General features: G+C 28.9%; 5 protein-coding genes. All 5 read left to right on the top strand.

Annotation, left to right across the window (positions count from 1 at the left end; genetic code table 11):
• Nucleotides 1-269: 269 nt before the first annotated feature.
• Nucleotides 270-6,179, top strand: a complete 5,910-nt coding sequence (locus tag GFV00_RS01725; protein ID WP_160556552.1) for an alpha-2-macroglobulin — start codon at nt 270-272, stop codon at nt 6,177-6,179.
• Between the two features lie 95 nt (nt 6,180-6,274).
• Nucleotides 6,275-6,937, top strand: coding sequence for a YiiX/YebB-like N1pC/P60 family cysteine hydrolase (locus GFV00_RS01720; RefSeq protein WP_160556553.1), 663 nt, complete (start codon nt 6,275-6,277; stop codon nt 6,935-6,937).
• 698 nt (nt 6,938-7,635) lie between these two features.
• The gene (locus GFV00_RS01715; protein WP_160556554.1) at nt 7,636-12,702 is read left to right on the top strand and encodes a dockerin type I domain-containing protein; all 5,067 of its coding nucleotides are present in this window, start codon (nt 7,636-7,638) and stop codon (nt 12,700-12,702) included.
• Between the two features lie 14 nt (nt 12,703-12,716).
• Nucleotides 12,717-20,999 (top strand): CARDB domain-containing protein, encoded by an 8,283-nt coding sequence (locus GFV00_RS01710; RefSeq protein ID WP_160556555.1) that lies wholly within the window; start codon nt 12,717-12,719, stop codon nt 20,997-20,999.
• A gap of 243 nt (nt 21,000-21,242) precedes the next feature.
• On the top strand, nt 21,243-22,637 hold the full coding sequence (locus GFV00_RS01705; protein ID WP_160556556.1) for a DHA2 family efflux MFS transporter permease subunit: 1,395 nt from the start codon (nt 21,243-21,245) through the stop codon (nt 22,635-22,637).
• The last annotated feature ends 9 nt before the right edge of the window (nt 22,638-22,646 follow it).

Here is a 22,646-nt window from a genome sequence, read left to right as displayed (position 1 = left end):
TTTTCATTTAAAATTATATGTAATTTTTACACTAAAATTTAGTAATCATAGTAAGATAATTAGTTCTAATACGAATAATTGTTCCTTAGCTTTTTTTATTGTATTATATAATATTATATCATATTATCAATTAAATTTATTATTACTTTATCCATGTATAAGATTTATTTTTTAAAAAATTATATAGAATCTTTATGGAATTTAGTAATTTAAGCATCTTTATTGTAATAAATTAAGATTAGATATTTTATAATTTGAAATAAAATCATATGAAATCGATTTTTTTATTTTTAAGTTTTTGGATAATTCAAATAGGTATGGCACAAGTTATCAATTATGATAAAGAATGGAAGGAAATTGATATAGAAATGAAGAATGGAGAGTTTAAATCTTTACTACCTAAAGTTAATCAACTATACATTCAGGCAAAAAAAGAAAATAATTCTTCGGAAATTATTAATTCCTTGATATATCAATATCGAATCTTATCTCAAACTCAAGAGGATAAAGATAATGATCCGTACAAACTTGTAATCCAAAATTTTGAAAAGGAAATGAATTCTTTTAAAGGGATTACTTTATCCTTAACAAAATCGATGTTAGCAAAAATTTATGAAGATTATTCAATTAGAACTCGTTGGGAAAGAAGAAATATTACAGAAACTGAATTTCATTCCAATGATATTAGCGATTGGTCCAAGCAACAACTCATGCAAAAGAGTTTTTCCTTGTATAAAGAATCCATTAAAAATGATCAATTACTTAAGAAAGAAAAAACATTACATTGGAAAAACATTTTAAATTCAGATGAAAATATAGAATTATATCCTACTTTATACGATATTTTAGTGTTTCGATATATCAATGCATTAGAAAAAAACGACTTACCAAGCGAGTTTATTGTAACGCAGAATACAAAAGATACCAAGGGGTCTTTGGATAAAAAGAATAAAGAAGAAGAAATTAACGATCTTTATAAAGATTTATACGAATTTCACAAAAATGATTTGGATAAATCAGCTTTTCTAAACGGTAAATTAAAACAAATTGAAAATACTATTCATTCTTCTGAAACTTTGGAGAAAAAAGCAGCTTTAGTAGAGAATTTAGCAAATTCTTATCCGACTCAAAAATTTTCCGCGTTTTTATATTACAAAGCTGCGAGTATGAATATGAATACAAACAAAGAAAAAGCATATTCAATTTGTAAAAATGTTACCTATTCTGAAAATAACCCGTGGTCTATAAATTGTAAAAATCTTATCGAAGAAATTCAAAAAATATCCCTCAATGCCTCATTGGATGAAGTTCAATTACCAAATGAAAACATCCCGTTGATAATAGAAGCTACTAATATCAATAAAGTTTATTATCGAATTTTTCAGCTAAATACGGATAATAATACGATGTTAAATTCGACTAATTCAGAATTTATATCCAATGGAATTTATTCCATGGTAAATAAAAAACAGATCAGAAATGGTGTGTTGGAATGGAAATCGTTTTCAGATTTTAAGACTCATTCTACGTTAATTAAATTGGAAGGTTTTTCCGATGGAAATTATATGTTGGAATTGTCAACTAATTCATCATTTATACCCAATAAAGAATTAAATTCAGAGTTCAATGGAACCTTATACTTTATGGTCCATGATTGGAGTATTGTTAAATTAGGAAGATACGCAAATCCATTATTTCAATTATTAAATCGTAAAACGGGAAAGGTCTATCCAACTAAATCTATAACCGTATACAAAAAACAAAATAATAATATAGATTCAAAAAATTTACTTGAGCCCTATACCATTACAACCAACTCACACGGACTTTTTGATTTATCTAAACTTAGCTCAAAATTTGGAGATACTTATATATATATTCCTTCTTCACATTCCTATATGAAACTTCCTTCAAGCATATACAATGATGAAAGTGATGTAATTAAAAATGATATTCAAAAGATGAGTGCTTTTTTTACGGACAGATCCATCTATAGACCCGGACAAAAAGTTTTTTTTAAAGTAATACTTTATACTAAAGATAAGGATAAAACCTTAGTAGTAAAACAGCAAAAAGTGACTCTATCATTAAATAATGCGAATGGACAAGAAATTTCAACATTAAATTTAACTACAAATGATTACGGAAGTATATTTGGAGAGTTTATTCTGCCTCAAGAAGGTTTGACAGGAAATTATTATATATCTTCCAATTTTAGTAATGATACTCATTATTTTTCAGTAGAAGAATACAAAAGACCTAAATTTGAAATCACATTTGATGATATTTCAGGAAATTATAAACTAGATGAACAGGTGGAAAGTAAAGGTAAAGCGTTATCATATAACGGATCGCCTGTTTCAGATGCAAAAGTTATTTACAGGGTTGAAAGAAAAGGTTTAGTACCTTTATATAGGATGTATTATCCCATGCCTTATACGGATCAATCCGAAATAATAGCACATGGAGAAGTAAGTACAGATAAAGAGGGAGCTTTTACAATTTCCTATCTCGCAAAGACTAAAGATGTTAAAAAGGATAATGAATATAGATATTATACCTATATTTTAACCGTAGATGTTACAGATAATACCGGAGATACCCAAACTAAAAAAACTAAAATTATATTGGGAGATATCCCTCTGCAACTATCCTTACATACACCGGATGTATCCACTCAAAAAGATTTTACAAAACTAATCATACAATCAACTAATTTAAATGAGGTAAAAGTATATGCTCAAGGGATTATTAACCTATATAAATTAGAAGGTCCATCCAGAATACTTCTTCCAAATAAATTAGCAATCGTTCCTGAATATCAATTATACGATAAAGAATCATTTGAACGTTATTTTCCACATTTACCTTATGCTAAAGATGAGCAGGATCCGTCGGCGTGGAAAAAAGAAAAAATAAATACCTATAAATTTGATACTCAAATATCAGATACTCTTAATCTTTCTTCTCGATTATCTAAAGGATTTTATTTAGTGGAAGCTAAAACTGTATTGGGTACTGATACCGTTAAAACACAAAGAATTATTGAAATAAAAGATGATAAAACATTAAAATCATCAGAACATGAATATTTTAGTGTGAATGCCTCTCAATCATCATATCAGGTAGGTGAAAAAATTGAACTCAACTTTTTTTCTGATTTAAAAAATTCAACAGCCGTTTTACATTTGGAAAGTAACGGGAAATGGATAATTCACAAAGAAATACCTTTAGTTAAAGGTAGGGGAACTTATTCCTTTATGGCAACTAAGGATTTTATTAGTAATGGGCTATTTGTTTTAACCTATTTGGTTAATGAGAATGGATATCAAGTAAAAAGCTTTCAAATCGAGGTTGTTGAAAAACCTAAAGACTTAAAAATTAAAACTGATGTATTTAGAAATAAGCTAATTCCTGGACAAAAAGAAACCTGGACTTTGACTATTAGCGGGAATGATAAAGATAAAATTGCTGCAGAAGTACTGGCTACAATGTACGACGAGTCTTTAGATCAATTTGCTCCAACTACTTACACATTCACTCCTTGGAAGTATTATACGTATGGGGTATTATATCAATCGGCTTCTACCATTGGTTATAATCTAATTTCAAATAGATTATCAGAAAAGTTACCTAATTTAATTTATAAAAATCCAAAAAAAGTTGATTTGAAGGATATATCCATAGGTACTTTATACGATGGGGAAGTGGTAGCTACTTCTGCAATTGCCATTCCTAAAAACGCTGATTATATGCAATCCGATTCAAATTTGGAAAATAAACTTATAGGAAGAAATAGTATACAAAAGATAATAAATCAAGATGCAGATTTAGAAAAGAATCTTTCTCAATTGAAATATCGTACAAATTTAGAAGAAACCGCATTCTTTTATCCTAATCTTTATACTGACGAGAAAGGTAATGTTACATTTTCATTTACCTCACCTGAGGCTTTAACTCAATGGAAACTTCTTATTTTAGCTCACACCAAAGATTTACATACGGGAACAGCCGAATTTCATACACAAACTCAAAAAGATCTCATGGTAGTGCCTAATCTTCCCAGATATTTAAGAGAAGGGGACGAACTAACGATACGTACAAAAATTAATAACTTAAGCGGAAAAAATATAACCGGAAATGCCCGGCTTTTTCTATTTGATGCATTTACTCAAAAATCGGTAGATGATATATTTAATAATTTATCCCCTGTTATACCTTTCAAAGCAGAACTTTCTAAAAATACCGAAGTAAGTTGGAAAATTAAAGTTCCAAAAAATATTCAAGCCGTCAGTTTACGCATAGTTGCAAATGCAGGTAATTTTTCAGATGGAGAAGAAAGTGTACTTCCCATACTTTCCGATAGGGTATTAATCACCGAATCTGTACCTATCAACATAAAAGAAAATGAAACAAAAGAATATCATTTAGATAAGCTTAGTACTCATTCTTCAAAGTCCTTATCTCCATTAAGTTTAAATCTGGAGGTTGCTAGTAACCCTGTATGGCTGGCTATATTTACCATTCCTTATTTAAAGGAATATCCCTATGAAAATTCGGAGCAAGTGTTTAGTCGTTTATATGGGAATGTATTGGCCTCTTTTATAGTAAATACCGTTCCGAATATTAAAAATGTATTAAATGATTGGAATTCTAAAGGGATCAACATATCCAATTTAGAAAAGAATCAAGAATTGAAAAATATACTATTAGAAGAAACCCCTTGGATACGTACCGGTGAAAATGAAACCGAAGAGAAAAAGAGAATCTCTTTGCTGTTTGATTTAAACCAAATGGCTCAAGAAAATGCGAAAGTTCTAGAGAAACTCAAAAACTTACAGAACCCTGATGGCGGTTTTGCTTGGTTTGAAGGAGGAAATTCCAATGCATATATAACTGATAATATTATTGCCGGAATAGGTCAACTCAGAAGAATGTTGGGCATTCAGTATTCAACGTATATACCGAATGATCTGGAACAGGTGATTAAAAAAGCTATTGCATATTCCGATCAAAACGCATTGGATTATATCCATAAAAATCAAATGGAAAAAACAGGAGAGGAGGGCGATTTACTACAGTATTATTATGTAAGAAGTTTTTGGAAAGATCGTTATCCATTACCGTTAGAAACAGAAAACTACAGTAAAGAGATTAACAGAAATTTTACAAAATATTTTAAAAAGTTAGATACACAAAATAAAGCGATGTTGGCCGTCACTTTGCATAGATTTGGATATACAACATCAGCGCAAACTGTGCTTCATAATTTGAAAGAAACATCGGTGAAATCAGAAACTACAGGTATGTATTGGAAAGATAATCTAGCCGGATGGTCCAGATACCAAACACCGATCGAATCTCAAACTAAAATTATAGAAGCCTTTGCAGAGGTGACTCCCCGAGATATTAATTCTGTAGAAGAAATGAAAATTTGGCTGCTAGGTAATAAACAGACTAATTCTTGGGGCTCTACGAAAGCTACAACTAATGCTTTGTATGCTTTATTGAATTTTGGAAAAGATTGGTCTGAAAGAGAAAAAAATGTGACCATTTTTAGCGGAAACAAGCAAATTTATCCATCAGTCGATGCTTCTTTAACTCAAACTACAGGATATTTTAAAAAAACATGGAATTCTGAGCAAATGAAATCGGAAATAGGAGATATAAAAATTGAAAAAACTTCTCCCGGTATAGCTTGGGGAGGATTATATTATCAATATATTGAAGATTTAGATAAAATAAATGATGCAGGAAATGCTATTAAAATTCAGAAAAAATTATTTAAAAAAACGGTATCTGATCAAGGTTTTATATTACAGGAAATTACGAGTAAAAATTATATATCCATTGGTGATGTAATTACTATAAGACTGATACTAAAAGCAGATCGTGATATGGATTTTATTCATATCAAAGATATGAGAGCATCAGGGTTTGAACCTGTGAATATTTTTTCTTCGTATAAATATCAAAACGGATTAAGTTATTATGAAAGTACCCGCGATTCATCTACTAATTTTTTCTTTGAACATATAAGAAAAGGAACATATGTGTTTGAATATGAGGTAAGAGCTACTAATAAAGGAGAATTTTCGAATGGGTTTACTTCAGTGCAATCCGTGTATGCGCCTGAAATGTCCGCTCATAGTGGTGTAGATTATATAACAATAAACTAATTTAAAATGATTGAATTTTAATTTAAACTTAAAAAAATATAAAAAACACATAAACCATTATGTGTTTTTTATATTTGTAACGAAAAATAGAATCTATGAAAAAGTATTTTAACCTAATCGTTATATATCAATTTTGTTTTGTTTTTTCACAAAGTTATAGTTCATTTACATTTGATTTAAAAGATGGAGATTTACTGTTTCAAGAATCCTATGCTAAAAATATGGATAGCGCGATTAAACAGGTTACTTCAGGAATAGATAATTATAATTTCACCCATGTTGGAATGGTATATAAAGATTCTATAACAAATTCATTTTATGTAATTGAAGCAACTCATCCCAAAGTAAAAATTACACCGCTGGAAGAATTTTTAATTTCAAAAAAATATGAAAATAAACCACCCATTTCTGTTGTTGGGAGATTGAAAGCACCCTATCAAAAGTTAATTCCACAAGCGATAAAAGAAGCTCAAAAATTAATAGGTAAAGAATACGATGATGCTTTTGATTTAACTAATGATCAATACTATTGTTCAGAGCTTATATATAAAATTTTGTATATATCCAATGGTAATAAAGAAGTATTTCCTTTAAATGTAATGACATTTAAATCCTCCGAGACAGGAAAATTTATTCCGTATTGGGAAAGTCATTTTCAAAAATTAGGAATTCCTATTCCGGAAGGAGAATTAGGAATTAATCCGGGAGCTATGTCTAAATCTGATGTCATTAATATCGTTTATTATTATAAGCCCTAGATATCAATATGATGTTTACATACATCATTTATAAGTTCTCATTTGTAAAAAATTAATTTAACAAATAAATTAAATTTCTCTTAAAATTATTTCAATTTCCTTTCTTCAGCTAAACTATTTATCATTCATACAGTTTTAAAAATCTTCATTTACCTTTGAGTAGTTTATTTAATTGGTATCAAAAATTTATAGATTTTTTGATTGTTTAATATATTATTAAAAAAATTATTTATATACTATCCAATATTCTCAATGTTCACCCAACTAAGATAGAATAAAATTTAAAAATCTAATCTAGTTTTTAAAATTTAGTAATATATTATAATAAGATATATAATTTTTTCCATATTAAATAATTCTTCACTTTCATTTCATGTATTTATGTTAATTTTTTTAATAGATATCTATATTTATTAATTAGTTAAACTATTTTACTTGTTTTATATAATATAACTTTCACAAAATTTACATAAATACTATATAAAAATATATTTTATTATTGTTTGTTTTTAGTGTTATAACAAATTATTTATAATATTTAAAATTAAATTTAAATAAAATAAATATAAATTAATAATTATTGTATATTTGTATAAATTATATAGTAATTATTGTATATAAATATAATTTATTTTTTATTTTATATATTTAAATGCTTTAATTATTTGTGAAATTTAATTTTATAGAATAATTAATTTATGAAACACTTTTTACACTTTATTATTTGTTTTCTAATTTTTCAAAACAATAGTATATCACAAACTTTAGATTATACCTCTACTAGCAATCAAATACCGGAAAAAGAATACCAGGCTTTGATAGATATCTATAATCAATTGAATGGCTCCAATTGGGATGGATTTGAAAATTGGAAAAGATGGAACATTACAGAGAATAATTTACATGAGATACCATGGAGTGGAGTAACGGTAGAGAATGGACATGTTACCAAACTTAGTTTAGAGTATTTTAATAATGTAAAAGGTAAGCTGCCGGTAAGTATAAAAAACTTGGAATATTTAAGTTTTTTAGATTTATCATTACATAATGATGAAAAAGATTTTTGGGGAACCGATTGGAATGTAATATCCGGATTAAAAAATTTAGATAGCTTAGACTTAAAAGGATGCAAAATAGAAGGTCCAATACCTGAAAGTTGGGGAGAATTAAAAAATTTAAAATATCTTAATATAATTAATTCTAATGTATCCCAATTAAATTCCACCATAGGAAATATGGAAAATTTAATTAAATTAGAATGTTATGGAAATCAAATACAAGAATTACCCCCATCAATTTCTAAAACTAAGTTGGAATATCTAGATCTTGCATCTAATCAATTAAAAAAAGTACCCAAAGAACTGGAAAAAATAAAAAGTTTAAAGACAGTACTATTATCTAACAATAGTATCTCAGAAGTAGAGGGCTTTTTACCAGACAGCTTAGAGTACTATGATTTAACAAATCAAACCGTTACCTTACCCTTATTAACATATAAAGGGGAAGATGTAGAAATAAGCTTACCCCAAATATTTTTATATAATAGATTAAAAAACGACTTCAGTCAAAAACCATTACTTCGTATTTATTCAAGAAGTAGTCAAATAGGAGAATACCTGCCGATATCAGAAAAAGGAGTAGTTACGATTCCTAAGAATTTATTATCCACTATTATTAAAAAAGGAGATGATCTATATTTATATCAAGAAACGTATACACAAAAAAATACCTATATGGGAGGCAATGATCTATGGTTTTCCCAATTAAATTTAGAATTACCGAAAGTACCAGAAAAAGAGTATCAAGCCTTAGTAGATATTTATAACCAATTGAACGGTTCCAATTGGGGTGGATACCAATGGAAAAAATGGAATATAGCAGAGAATAATTTACATGAGATAAAATGGGATGGAGTAACAGTAGAGAATGGTCATATAACTGAGTTAAGCTTATATTTTTTTTATAATATAAAAGGCAAATTACCGGAAAGTATAAAAAATTTAGAGTATTTAAAAATTTTAGACTTATCATCATATAGTTATCATTTAGAAAAAGATTTTCGGGGAACCGATTGGAATGTAATATCCGGATTAAAAAATTTAGATAGCTTAGACTTAACAGGATGCAAAATAGAAGGTCCAATACCTGAAAGTTGGGGAGAATTAAAAAAATTAAAATATCTTAATATAAGTTTTTCCAATGTATCCCAATTAAATTCCACCATAGGAAATATGGAAAATTTAATTGAATTAAAATGCTATAAAAATCAAATACAAGAATTACCCCCATCAATCTCTAAATGTAAGTTGGAATATTTAGATCTTTCATATAATAATTTCAAAAAAGTACCCAAAGAACTGGAAGAGATCAAAAGCTTAAAGACAGTAGAATTTTATAGTAATCAAATTTCAACCATAGAGGGTTTTTTACCTTATAGCATAACGGATTATAATTTAAGAAATCAAACCATTACTTTACCTCTAATCACATATAAAGGAGAAGATATAGAAATAAGCTTACCCCAACTATTTTTATATAACAGAACCAAAAACGATTTCAGTCAAAAACCTACCATGATACTCTATTTAAGAGGAGAAAGTGTAAGCGAAAATTTACCAATATCGCAAAAAGGAGTAGTTACGATTCCTAAGAATTTATTATCAACAATTAAAAAAGGAGACGACCTTTATTTGTACCAAGATATTTATTATCATAATAATACTTACATGGGAGGTAATTATCTACGCTTCACCCAAATAGATTTAGAATTACCGAAAGTACCGGAAAAAGAATACCAGGCCTTGGTAGATATTTATAACCAATTGAACGGTTCCAATTGGGATGGATACCAATGGAAAAAATGGAATATAGCAGAGAATAATTTACATGAGATAAAATGGGATGGGGTAACGGTAGAGAATGGTCATATAACTGAGTTAAGCTTCTTTTTTTTTAATAATGTAAAAGGCAAATTACCGGAAAGTATAAAAAATTTAGAGTATTTAAAAATTTTAAACTTATCATCATATAGATATTATATATATAGAGATTTCCGGGGAACCGATTGGAATGTAATATCCGAATTAAAAAATTTAAAATATCTTAATATAAGTTTTTCCAATGTATCCCAATTAATTTCCACCATAGGAAATTTGTCTAATTTGACAACCTTAGAAGTTGAAGGAAATCAAATACAAGACATACCAAAATCAATGATTCAAGATCATTTTGAAATTTCAAAAATAAATTTTAAAAATCAAACTATTAAAATTTCAGAATTAGAAACAGGCACAGATGAATTGATTATCAAACTTCCGCAAATTTGCGTTTTCTCCATAAGCAATGGATCTTCAAACCTTAATGGAAAATATATTTTTAATATATATATAAATGATGATAGAAAGGGTTCAACTTATTCTATAAACGGAATGTTATATTTTAAGGACATAGCTTCGTGGGGAGTAAAAAATGGAGATAAGGTAAGAATTGAACAAACGGAAGGATATGCACAAGGCACAAACATATATTATGACAAATTATCTTTCGGAAGACAGGTGGAAGCTACTGAATTTGAAATTTTAAAAAAGTTTCATTCTTCTACCTTAGGAGTTTTATGGAAAAATAAATGGGATGTGTCGAAAAATAATCTTCATTTAGAAAATTGGTATGGTGTAGGAATTAAAGACGGACATATAATATCCATTTCTTTACCGAATAATTTATTGAAGGGAACTATTCCTGAGGAAATTTCAGGATTGAAATATCTTGAGGTTCTAAATTTAAACTCTAATGAAATTGAAGGAGAATTACCCATATCTTTAGGTAATTTAAAAAAATTAAAGATTTTAAATGTTTTAAGTAATAAAATATCCGGAAACATACCCGCCTCATTGTCGGAATCTAAAGAACTAAAAAAATTGATTTTATCAAATAATAACTTCTCCGGGACTGTTCCATCTTTAGTGCTAAATGAATTAAAAGAATTAAATGAGCTTGATTTATCGAATAACTCTTTTACTAGTATTGATCAATCCTTAACTTTTAACAATGCAGATATAAGAAATCAAGAGAGCAGCAAAGATGAATATTTAGAATTAAAAGATGATAAAATTATAGTTAAATTAGATAAAATTAATTTATACGATACTAAAAATTCTGATTTCAAAGCTAAAAATACATTTTATCTACAGGCTAATAATTTAAATATATCCAAAAGCACAGCTAAAGATAGTTTGGTAGTTTTCTCAAATATAAATATATCAGAAATACCCGATAAGGCGTCCATTGCCATTTGGCAATCAGACGGTTCTGCATCAGGCTCACATAAACGATATAAAGGTATTCATCAACTGATCTTTGAAGAAGAATATCGTGCATTGGTGAAGCTATATCAAACAACAAATGGAAAGCAATGGAAAGAAAAATGGGATATTTCTACAAATAATTTACATATAAAATCTTGGAAAGGGATAATTCATAATGGAGGACATATCATTGAAATAAATCTTTCAGACAACAATTTAAACGGAATAATTCCGAAAGAAATAGCAGATTTACCTAAACTTAAATCGATAAATCTTTCTTCCAACTGTATAAGTGGTATTGAAAAAATAATTCCATCAAATGTAACAGTAATTTTGGATCATCAAAATATTGATTTGGGGAATTTACCATTATCTGATCAAACTGTGATAAAAGATACAAGCATAAATCGATACGATCATAAATCACAAAAATTTATTAGTCAAAGTTATTCGATCACTATTGGTGATTTCAGTAAGAATATTACTATACCAGAGAAAGGTATAAAATTAGTAGATTTAATACAACGATGGAATATTCCAAATAAAGAAGAGATAATTTTAAAACAGATAACAGGCACTACAAAATATAGTAATCTCATCTATTCATTGACTTTTAAAGATGGAGATTCAAATATGGATGGAGTAGTTAATGTTCTTGACATACAAACAATTTTAAATTATTTGCAATCTATTTCTCCTAAATATTTTAATTATTCAGCTTCTGATATAAATAAGGATTCTGAAATAAATTTACTGGATGTATTATTATTAGTAAAACAAATTCAGGACAATAATTTAGAGAAAAATCCTCAAGTTCAGAATGAAGTAACTTCTCGGACCTTGACTAATAATTTAAGTATTGAAAACAACATTTTATATTTGGAAAATTTAGATCAAACGGTTTCAGCTTTTGATATACGATTAAAAGGTGGATTAAATGAAAATATAATATCCTTACTAAATCCACAAGATTTTACTTTACATGTTTCTAAAAATCAAGAACTAATTAGTATACTAGGCTTTAGCAATAAAGATGGATTAAAAGTTGGAAAACATCCCATAGCTCAAATTCCTTTAGGTAGTAAAATAGTATCTGGACTACTGTCCAATGAAAAGGCCGAAGAAATTGTGTTCCAAATTAATGATAAATTATTAAATATTGAGGATACTAATGAAGCTAATGATTTATCGAATAAAGTAACTAATTCTCCTAATCCTTTTTCAGAGAAAACTTTTATAAAATATTATCTTCCGGATAAAGCAATAGATGTTCAATTAACTTTATATGATCTTCGAGGAAGGGTAGTAAAGGTTGTAAAAAATTTACCGGTAAATCAAGGAAATTGTGAGTATACTTTATATAAAGGCAACTTAACGCCGGGTATATATATCTATTTATTAGAACAAAAATTTAGAAATTATAAGAGAACATATAAAAGAAAAATCTTAGTAACCGATTAATAAAAATTATGATTATGAAACTAAAAACGCTATTTAAAATCGTTTTTACATTTTGCATAACTATGTTATCAGCTCAGAATAGTTTACAAATTCCGAGCATATCAGCAAGTATAGGTGAGAAAACGAAAATAAATATTGATTTAACTAATAGTGATTCTATCATTGGTGTAGAATTTACATTAGTAGTTCCGAAAGGTTTAATCGTATATGATAAAGAAAGTATTTTGAATCAAGATCGTAAAGAAGAAGATCATGTACTGTTTACTAATTTGGATAAAGATGGAAATTATCATTTCATGGTATTTTCCTATACTAATAAAGCCTTTAAAGGAAATAGAGGTACTCTTATTGAAATTCCTATTGAAATACCAATTACCTATAAAGACGGGCAATCTTTTGATATTTTAATAAAAAATGTTATAGTTAGCTCAACTAAAATGCAGAATGTAGGTTCTAACCATCAAGGAGGAAAATTGCTAATTAAAAAAGATTTTTCTCCCGATTTAGAAGTTTCTGAAGTTACAACTTTAGGGTCAGAAGCTGTACCCGATAAAACACTTACAGCTTCGTGGAAAGTTAGAAATATAGGAAAAAAAATTGCTGTAGGAGGTTGGACAGAACAAGTGTATCTTGTTTCGGAGATAACCGATCAAAAATATTTATTAGGTTCAATTTTTTATAAAAATGATTTAAATCAAAATGATAATATTATAAGGCAAGGAGAATTCAAATTACCTAAAATTATCGGTTTTGATGGAAATTGTAAATTAGAAGTAAATATTATAGCTGAATCATCTGTAAAAGAACCTGATTCAGATAAAGAAAACAATAAAGCACTTTCTGCTAATTCTATATTTTTAAATAAAGTATTATTTATTGAAACTGATAAAAATAAAATTATTGAAAATTCTGAAGATAAAATTAAAATATTGTTAAGCCGAAGCGGAGATATATCAAAAGATCAAACTTTTACTATTCAAAGCTCTATAGAAAATCAGTTTTTACTTCCACAATCCGTAACAATTAAAAATGGGGCATCTACAGCAGTTATCTATGCGAAACCAATTGATAATTCGAAGATTGACGGTGATAGAACAGTAAGGATTACATTTTCAGGGAATGATTATAAAGAGACTTTTTTTGATATAACAATTATAGATGATGAAATACCATCATTTAATATAACCGCTTCTTCTAATAATCTAAATCCGGGAGATAAAAGTAAAATTACCTTGCATTTCATGCAAGTTCCTTCTACTGATATTAAAATTAATTTAGAAACAGATTACAGTAAAAGATTAAAAATCCCCAATGAACTGCTTGTAAAAGCAGGGATAAAAGAAGTTACATTTGAAGTTGAAGCAATTGAAACCAAAGTTCCAGAAGCCGAACTTTCAGCTAAAATTACCGCGCGAGCTGTCGGCTATAAACAGGAGAGTATTGATATAAAATTAAATAAAGCTAACATTCCAACCTTTGAATTTATCATATCACCATCTACAATTTCTGAAGGAGACGGAAATAATGCAACAACAGCGATAATACGAAGATTAGATAATACGGAAAGTAATGTAACACTTCTGTTAAAAACGGATATTGCGGATGCTTTACTAATTCCTTCAAAAATAGTTTTTACACCCGGGCAAACTCAAAAAAAATTTTCTATAGGAGTAGTTGATAATTCTATTGTAGATAGTACAAGGGTAGTTACAGTTATTGCATCCCTATATTTTCCAGGTTGTGGATGTAGTGGTTCATCTAGTGGAATAGCGGGGACAGAATATAAAAGTAAAATAACAATTTTAGATAATGATGGCTTATCCTTACTAGTTAAAGTAAATCCGTCTACAGTAAAAGCAGGAATTAAAAAAGCGGCAAAAATTATTATATCTCGAAATACGTTTAGAAATGAAGATCTTATTAAATCTCTTTTAGTAAAACTTTCATCTGATTCGCCAACAATTTTGGAAATTCCTCCAGCGGTTGAAATACCTTCAGGAAAACAGTCTGTTGAAGTAACAATTAATTCTTTAATAGACCCATCGATTAAAGGAGATCAAACTATTAGGATTCAAGCAGAAGCACAGGATTACAATTCCGGATTCGGTTGGATACTCGTTACAGATCAAAATAAGCCCGATGCAATTATAAACTCAATTATTGCCCCGGAAACAGTAGAGGGAGGGCAAGTTACAGAGATTATAACAGAAATTAAAAATCAGGGATTTGCTTCTATCCCTAAAGGAATGAAAATAGAATATTATTTATCGAAGAGTTCAAATGTAAAAGACGTAAAACCTTTTGATGAAACGATAATTGCAGATGAGATTAAACCCGGTAAAAGTATAGATTTTAAACATACAATTCAATTACCGTATCGGGCAGGTTCATTTAACTTAGTGGTAGTTCTTAACTCGGATAAGAATATAGAAGAATTAACGTATACTAACAATGAATCCTATAAAGAAATAGAGCTAAAATCTTCTTACACGGCAGATATACAGGTAGATAAAAAAATTTATAAACCCGGAGAAATTATAACAATGAAAGGTTCGGCAAAATATATAAATGGAAGTTTAGCCGATAATAAGCCTGTTGAAATAAGCATAAATAACGGAGGTTTTGTAAGATCGTTTACTATAATAACCAATGCCACTGGAAATTTTGCCTATGATTTTGTTCCTCTTCAAGGAGAAAATGGATTTTATGAAATAGCCGCCGGCTATCCGGGAATGAAAGTAAAGCCACAAGATGAATTTAATTTGTTAGGAGTAGAGTGGGTTAATAAACCGTCGGACTATTTGAAATGGGAGGTCACCGAAGGACAAAGATTGGAAGGAGAATTTAAATTGAAAAATAATACTCGAACAACACTTACTAATATACAGGTGAAATTACCTGCTGATGCGGATTTTAAACTTGAAACTCAAACACTAAATTTAAATGCCGGTGAAGAGGGTGTTTTAAAATACACCCTAATTCCTAATGCAGCATCGTCTATAAGAAAATATTATGAAATAAGAGCGGACTTTATTTCAGATGAAGGTGCTAAAACTCTTTTTACTGCTTGGTATTATTGTCATGCAGAAAAAGCTAAGCTATTAGTTGATCCTATAAATATCAATACGAGTATGGTTAAGGGTAAATCAAGATTATATGAGGTTAAAGTTATAAATGTTGGTTCAACCGAAGCAAAAAATTTAAAAATAGATCTTCCTAAATTAGAATGGCTGAAATTAAAATCCCCGGATAAAATAGATAAATTAGGAGTTTCAGATACATTAAAAATAGTATTAGAGTTAAAACCAACAGATAAGCAACAAATTAATGTTCCGTTGACAGGATCAATCGCCCTAAACCTTTCTAATGGCTCGGGTAAGAACATACCTTTTAAAATTGAAACTGTTTCAGAAGATAAAGGATCTTTGCAAATAGATGTTGTTGATGAGTATACGTACAATACAGAAAAAGCACCGCATGTACAAGGAGCAAAAGTAATACTTCGTCATCCGTATACCGGAGTAATTGTTGCACAAGGAATTACCGATAGTACCGGAATATTTTCTGCTGAAAATATACCGGAAGGCTGGTATTCAATTACAGTTACAGCATATAAACATGATTCATATCAAAATAACTTTGAGATAGATCCCGGAAAAACGAATAGAAAATCGGTGTTTTTATCTTATCAAGCCGTATCGTATCAATGGAATGTAAAACCTACGGAAATAGAAGATCAATACGAGATGGATTTAGATGTTACTTTTGAAACCAATGTTCCAAAACCCGTTCTAGTTGTTGATATTGATCAATCTTTAATAAAATTGGAAAATGGTCAAAGTATGATGAGTTACGTAACTGTTACAAATCATGGATTAATCAATGCTTTAGATGCTAAAATATCAATTAGTCAAATTAATGGGTATAAGTTAACACCGCTTGTAGATAGATTAGATATTATACAAGCTAAAAGTTCAGTAATTATTCCGGTTTTAATTGAAAAAATTCCGGAATCTAAATTTTCTTTTCTTCCGTGTTTTGCTATTTTTGATATAATGGCTCTTTTCCCATGTGGTCCAAGTTTATTTGATATAGTTGCTTCAGGAAGTTTTAGAGTATTTGGAGATTGTGATTTCAAAAGTACTCCTGTTTTTCCTATTCGACCAGGAATTGATGTAACTGTTCCATCTTCATTACCTAATTATATTAGTAATCTACCTGATTTATGTAATTATACATGTTTAATAGGGATATTGAACACATATTTTTCATGTACTATAGGAAGATATGTTCCGATAGGTTGCGCAGTATCAATTGCAACTTCAAGTGATTTAATAGATTTAGCTGCTGCTATAGGTGGATGCGTAACTTCAGGTAAGATAAGTTGTGCAGTTGGAATATTATCGACATTAAAAGCATGCATTTATGAATTATTAAATAAAAATAAAACCTATAATTATTCCTATGATTTAGAAAAATTGACATTTTTTTATGAAGATTTTGAAGCTTTCGATAAAGCAAATAAAGCTCAGGATAAAAGAATAAAAGAAATATTTAATGAAGAAAATTGGCGAGAGAATTATGATTTTAATCAATTATTATTAGAAGTAGCTAATTTTATTGATAATGATAAGAAATTTAGTATTAATGATATTGCAAGAATTAAATCAAATCTAATTAATACATATTTTACAGATATTTATATAGATAAATTTTGTGATAGATGGAATTCTTCTATAGATGCTTGGAATATAGGAATTTTATCTCCAAATAAAGAGTATTCAAATATAATAAGTAAAGACAGTTTAGTTCAATATAAACATGAAATAGAAAATTTTAATAAATATGTAAACAACAGAGGTTATGATTCAGCAGAAAAAATGCTTCAAGATGACTTAGATTTTTTTGAAGAATTAAATAATGAATTACAAGAATCTAATAATTCATCAGTATGCGCAACAATCACTGTTCGTTTTTCACAAAAAATGACCATGACCCGAGAAGCATTTGAAGGTACTTTAGAAATAAATAACAGCTCTTCTAGAGAAATAAAAGGTATCAATTTAAATTTAGTTATCACCGATGAAAATAACAAAGATGTAACTCATTTATTCCAAATTAATAAGGACGAATTTTTAAACGGATCCGGAATAGTAGGAGCTAATTCAAATGGTATAGGAACAGTTATCTATATTCCGACCAAAGAAGCAGCACCTACCGTTTCAAAATCTTATTCGTTTGGTGGTACCTTATCTTATTTGGATCCGGAGACCGGAGAAAAAGTATCAGCAAAATTATTTCCGGTAACCTTAGAGGTAAATCCAAGTCCCGACTTAGTATTGCATTATTTTATGCAACGAGATATTATCGGAGACGATCCATTAACGGAAAAAGTAGAGCCAATGGTGCCGGCAGAAATGTCTTTATTAATTAAAAATGAAGGGAATGGAACCGCAAAAAATGTTCAAGTGCAATCCATGCAACCGGAAATAATCGAAAATAGAAAAGGTTTATTGATTGATTTTGAAATGATTGGTAATAGAATGAACAATCAACCGAAGCAATTAGGATTGTTAAATATCGATTTCGGTTCTATTGCACCGCAAAAAGTTATGGTTGGTCAATGGTGGTTTACCAGCACTTTATTAGGACATTTTGTAAAATATGATATTAAGGTAAAACATTTAAATAGTTATGGAAATAAAGATTTAAGTTTGATCAAGGAATATCATATACATGAATTAATTAAAAGCGTAAAAGCATACGGCAAAGGTCAAGATGATATTTCTGATTTCTTGGTAAATGATATTCCAGATTTAAATGATACGCCGGATATGATTTATTATTCTAACGGTGAAAGTGAGGAAGTATCTCAAGTTTCTGTCGCTAAAGTAACTAACGAAATATCACCATCGCAAGTTACTACACAGTTAAGCATTACACCTTCTTTCATAGGTTGGAATTATGGAAATATTACCGATCCGGGTAAAGATTTGTATAAGTTGATTAAAGTTATTCGTAATTCAGATAATTTAGAATTACCTATTGAAAATTTCTGGCAAACTTTTGTTACCTTAAGAGACGGAAAAGATCCTAAATATGAAAATAAGCTTCATTTCGTAGATAAAGTAGAGGGAACTACTACCTATACACTATATTATACGCCCATAGACACGAATGTTCCGAAAGTAGTGTCCTTTGCGAATATTCCTGAGCAAACCACTACACAACCCGTTGAGTATGTGGAAGTACATTTTAACAAACCTATACAGAAACAAACATTTACTTATCAGAATCTACGTCTAATACATCAAGGAGCAGAAATTAAATTATCACAAGATAATGTTAAAATAGGTATAACAAATGATTCTGTATTTGTTGTGGATTTAAAAGCATTAACTCGTTCTTCAGGATATTATGAATTAACGGTTCAATGTGCCGGAATTAAAGATCTTAAAGGAAATGAAGGAACAGAAGGAAAATCAGTTTCTTGGACTCAGGTCATCGGAGAATTGGGAATTATGCAGTTTACCTCAGATCAACTTAATTCACAACCTTTAAACAGTATAGAAATCATTTTCAATAAAAAAATAGCTTCGACGCAATTTAATAAAGAAAAAATTTCTTTAAATGGAAAATCTATGGAAAACATTACCATAACTAATGTAGCAGGAGGTATAAAATATAATATAAGCGGTTTGAATGAATATAATGTCGAAAACGGTAATTATGAATTAGAGGTAAATTTACCGGAAATGGTAGCAGAAGATGGATCAAAAGGTTTGATAGTACAAAAATTCTCATGGAAAGTAGATAAAAATCTTCCGGAAGTTGATCAATTTGAGCTTCAATATCAAGGTGCTGTACATGCGCAAAATGTAACGGATGTTCTTATAACCCTTAACAAACCGATCACTTCTGAATTTTTGCCTGAATGGGTTCAGTTAATTAAAGGTTCAGAAAATCAAAAAGCTTTAATTACGGTAACTAAACAAGATGAAATACATTATTTAATTTCAGGATTAGGTAATTATACTCAGTCAGAAGGATCTTATAAGCTACTAGTAAATCAAGAAGGATTTATAGATGAATTTGGAAATTATGGTACCGGTTCTGTAAATAAAAATTGGACGGTTCGTTTCGAAAAACCTCTGTCAGTAATTAATATGCACTTAACACCCGATAGAGGTATATCATCAATAGATAATATTACTTCCGGAGATGATGTTATGTTGCAGATGGAAACCGTTGAAGATCATAGAAAAGTTATTATATATATGGGTACTATATCCGATGAAACAATAATTAAAGAAATAGTTCAAGATAATAAAGGATTGATAGAGATACCCGTAGGTAACTTTAAAGGCAAAAATAAATTCAAAGCGATAGTTTACGACTCATATGGAAATGCTAGTAGTCCTGTAGTATTAGATACTTACATTGACGGAAAAGAATTATCAGCTAATTTCTTGCAAATTACTAAAAGATCGGATTCATGTACTGAGATAGAACATATCAAATTAAATTTTACAGAAGATATAGTGAAATCGGATTTAAATGTTGATGCTTTAGTGATTGTATCAGCAGGGATAAAAATATCAGGTAAAGATTTAAAAATAAATTCAATATCTGACAGAGAGTTTGAAATTTCGAATTTGGAAAGTCTAAAAAATAACGGTGATATAAGTTTAGGCGTTAATTTGAATTATCTCCATAAAAAAATTAGCGGATTGCAAGGAAACGGTATAGCTTCTATACAATTAGGTGAAATCCAATACTTTGAATCAGAAATTTCCGGTTCTGAAACCTCAACAGTTAATGCGGTTGAAAACTATGTAGCCGCTTCAGACATGAATTCATATAAATGGACAGTTACCGGAGGTGAGATTGTTAATGAAAATAAAAACGTACTATCAGTAAAATGGAAGGAAAAAGGAGATCAAACTATTACGTTGGAATATCAAACACCAACATTCTGCAACAAGTCAACATCAATAAAAGTAAAAGTAGATAATTCTTTATCCATTGATGAAATTGAAATAACTGATACTAAAACGTTAAAATTAGTACCGGTTCCTAACAAAGGAATTTTTACCTTGTTGATGAAAAGTAAAGAAGGAAATTTCAATTTGTCAATATATGATTTAAGCGGACGAAAAATTTATAGTGAAGAAAAAATAAAAGTAACTGATAACTTTAAGAAACTAATTAATATAAGTCCAATTCAGAGTGGAGTATATTATCTGATTTTACATAACAGTAAAGAAGCATATAAACTTAAATTTACAGTAGAATAATTGATTTAATCTCACAAAAAAGCCCTTTTTTTAAAAGGGCTTTTTTTATAGATTATAAATTATAAAAAAATTAAATATAGATAAAATTATGTGACATATAAAAATGTAAACTTATTGTAATGTTTAACATATTTTTTATAAATGTATTTCCAGTACAAATTTTGTATAATAAAACTATAACTTTACCGAATACAATGTATATATTGAGAGGTTTGTAAAATTATTTTGTGATTTACATAAAAAATGACAGAAAGAAAAGTTTCAAAATATTTACCATGGATAGCTGCAATGGCTATATTTATGCAATTTCTGGATTCAACCATATTAAATACAGCCCTTCCTTCCATAGCAAAAGACTTACATAAATCTCCCCTCGAAATGCAATCGGTATTGATAGCTTATGTATTAACGTTAGCATTACTAATTCCTTTAAGCGGTTGGCTTTCAGATAAATTCGGATCTAAAAATATATTTATTTTAGCTATTGCTGTTTTTACCATAGGATCTTTCTTATGTGTAGTTTCTGTATCTCTGAAAATGTTGGTTTGTATGAGAATTGTGCAAGCCATAGGAGGATCTATGATGGTTCCCGTTTCAAGATTAACGTTGATCTATTCCTATCCTAAACATCAACTTTTGAAAGTTATAAATTTTATTACTATTCCCGGATTAATAGGACCGGTTATTGGTCCAACTTTAGGAGGCTGGTTAGTTGAAATTGCTAGTTGGCATTGGATATTTTTAATTAATATCCCTATAGGTATCATAGGAATTTTAGTTGCCTGGAAAGCCTTTCCAAACTATAAAAAAAATACAGGCAAATTTGATTTTTTCGGATTTATTTTATTCAGTTTAGGTTTAGTATTGCTTTCGTTAAGTTTAGAATTTGCCGGAGAAGGAATGACCGATATAATTAATGTTCTGATTTTATTACTCATAGGTATTAGCTTATTAAGTGTATATGTGATATATTCAAAAAAAATAGTTCGGCCTATTATCGATTTAAACTTATTTAAAATTAGGACATTAAAAATAGGAATCATAGGAAATTTGATCACTCGATTAGGTATTGGAGGCGTTCCGTTGATGCTTCCACTTATGTTACAAGTCGGATTCGGTAAATCACCCACAGTATCAGGAATGATGCTTATATTTTCTGCTATTTCAACCATTTTTGCTAAATCTTGGGTAATCCCGTTGGTAAAGAAATTTGGATATAGAAATTTATTAATCTCGAATACGATAATTTTAGGTTTATCGATTTCATTATTTTCATTTCCGGATAAAAATACTTCATTGTTTTGGTTGATTCCTATTTTAGTTTTATATGGCTTTTTTAATTCCATTCAAATGACCTCAATGAATAGCATTTCTCTGGCTGATTTAACACCCGCTAATGCAAGTGGAGGTAATACGATACTTTCAGTTACACAACAGTTATCCGTGAGTTTTGGAATATCCTTAAGTTCTCTAATTTTAAGGGGATTCAATCAATCGGAAATATTTACCGAAGTAAGTTCAAGCTTTAAAGCAACCCTATTCATTTTGGGTGTTATAACCATACTTTCATCCTTCACATTTAAATATCTAAATCCCGAAGATGGAGCTGAGATGTCAGGTATAAAAAAATTTAAGTAATTGAACAGT

The organism is Apibacter sp. B3935 (assembly GCF_009827705.1).
Classification (GTDB): domain Bacteria; phylum Bacteroidota; class Bacteroidia; order Flavobacteriales; family Weeksellaceae; genus Apibacter.
The sequence above is the reverse complement of the archived record's forward strand: the minus strand, read 5'-3'. Positions and strand labels throughout refer to the sequence as shown.